The organism is Mesorhizobium sp. M7A.F.Ca.US.005.03.2.1 (assembly GCF_003997795.1).
GTDB lineage: Bacteria > Pseudomonadota > Alphaproteobacteria > Rhizobiales > Rhizobiaceae > Mesorhizobium > Mesorhizobium ciceri.
The window spans coordinates 1-2,194 of record NZ_RZRP01000972.1; the positions used below are offsets into that span (position 1 = coordinate 1).

Sequence of the window (2,194 nt, forward strand, 5' to 3'; positions counted from 1 at the left end):
TTGTTGAGCAGCAGCGACAGGCCGTAGAACAGGTTGATCGACCAATAGGGCACGATGGTCCAGGCGAGGAACGGGATGCCGTGCTCCCACGAGAACACGATACTGCCGACATCGTCGCGCCGCGACGCCAGCCAGTTGGCGAAGCCGTAGCTGAGATAGAAGAACGGCGCCAGGAAGGCCAGCCACAGGGCTGCCCTGACGACCACCCGGCTATAGGGTTCGGCACGCGCCACGGATGCAGGCGATGACACCATGCTGCTCAGCGGCGCCGCGCGAGCGAGACGGTGAAGATGCCCCATTGGTCGATGCGCTGGTCGAGCTTTTCGAAACCGGCGGCTTCGACGAGCTGGTTCATTTCGCCTTGCGTGCGCCGGCGCATCACCCAGGCCTCGCCGCCGCGATGCGAGGTCAGGCTGCGGGCGATCAACTCGAGCTGCGGGTGCCAAGGCTGGTTGGTGTAGAGCAACAGGCTGCCCGGCTGCATGGCGCTGGCCAATCCACCGAGCGAGCGGGCGATCATCGCATTGTCCGAGAATAGCTCGTAGAGGCCGGAAACGATGGCGAGGTCCGGCGCCGGATCGGCGTTGGCGAGCATGTCGGCATCGAAAGCGTCGGCGCGCTGGAACGTGACGTCAGCCGGCAATTGCCGCTCCGTGATCAGCTTGCGGCCAAGCTGCACGTTGAGGTCGGAATAATCCTGCAGACGCACGCTCGCCGGCTGGTCGGGGCTCTTCACGATGGCATCGAGAACATAGCGGCCGTGGCCGGCGGCGATGTCGAGAATATGCACTGGCCGGCCAGTGGTCTTGAGCGTTGCCAGGCAAGAGCCGATCAGTTCTTCGAGATGCAGCTTGCGCTGGCGGATGCCGCGCCAGCCGATAGCTTCCAGGAAGACACGGTCGACGACGCGGCCAAGGGGCGTAAGTCCGCGCGCGTCGTTTTCGTAGACATAATCCAGCGTCGAGCCGGAATCGAAGCCGGTGGCAATGCCGGTCTTCATGCCTTGGGAAACCCAGGCGCCCATGCGGATGGAGGCGCGGCTGAATGCCCAATAGAGACCCTTTGGCGACATCAAAGCGAGCGGTGAAGCAAGCCGGTCGGCCTCGTCGCGTGTGTAGCCGGCAATGTCCGCCTGCTTCAGGTCGACCGGCGCATCCGGTGCCGCGAACTGCCTGGCCAGGAACGGCCGGATCAGGTCGAGGGCCTTTGCCCGGTCGCGTTCGCCCAGCGTGTCGTGGAAGAAGCCCGGTAGCACATGACGTTCCTTGATGCGGCTGCCGAGATTGACGAAGAACTCGTGCTGCGGGCCGTGGCGCACGACCCAATCGCTGCCCGAAAGCAGAAGCTGCGTCGGCGCGGTGATGGCGCGGGCGTCAGTGACGATGCGGGCTGCGTGCTGATAGAGTTCGACCAGGATGTTGGAAGCGATCGGCCGCGTGATCAGTGGATCGCTCTCGAAAGAGGCGATGCGCACTGGATCATGGGTCAGGAATTTCGCCTTGACGTAGGAATTGACGAAGAAGCCGCCCTTGATCTTCTGCCAGAGCGCTATGCCCTCCTTGGCGAAGGGCACGTAGAGTTTTACCGAGAAGGCCGGTGAGGCCAGCACCATGGCGCGCAGCTTCGGCGCATAGTCATGCACCCAGGCGGCGGCCAGAACGGCGCCGAAGGACTGCGCGATCAGCGCGATATCGCGCGTGGCGAAGCCATCCCTTTCAGCGATCTCGCGCATGAAGCAGTCGATGTCGCGCACCAGCGCCGAGAAGGACGGGGCATAGCCGCGCTCGCCGGACGAACGGCCATTGCCGCGGGCATCCCAGGCATAGAAGGCGTGGTCCGGCATCCGCAATTCATCGACGAGATGGGCCATGCGGCCGCCATGCTCGTGGCCGCGATGGAAGAGCACCACCGCGCCTTTGGCATCGGCCGAAGCCGCCGGCCAGAAGCGGTAGAAGATCTCCGTCCCGTCATGGCTGCGGAAGACCCGCTCCTGCGCTTGCCGCGCAAGGCTTTCCGTGACCGCGGCCGCGATGGGTTCGTGCATCATGGTCTTTCCCTCTGGCGGCCCCACTGGCGGCATTGCGAGCCTCGATGCTCAGCTGGCGCTGCCAATAAGCCCGGCGCGTATCCGGTTTATGGCGGTCAGCAGCGAAAGCGTTGCCATGGCCGGAAACACAAATGGCGCGATCGATAC

General features: G+C 64.4%; 1 protein-coding gene and 1 pseudogene. Both read right to left on the bottom strand.

What is annotated here, in order from left to right; all coding sequences use genetic code 11:
* Positions 1-254, bottom strand: a pseudogene (locus EN991_RS33380) (serine/threonine protein phosphatase); the annotation flags it as partial.
* A gap of 5 nt (positions 255-259) precedes the next feature.
* Entirely contained in the window at positions 260-2,047 is a 1,788-nt protein-coding gene (locus tag EN991_RS33385) for a bifunctional alpha/beta hydrolase/class I SAM-dependent methyltransferase (protein WP_206519301.1), read from the bottom strand.
* Between the last annotated feature and the right edge of the window lie 147 nt (positions 2,048-2,194).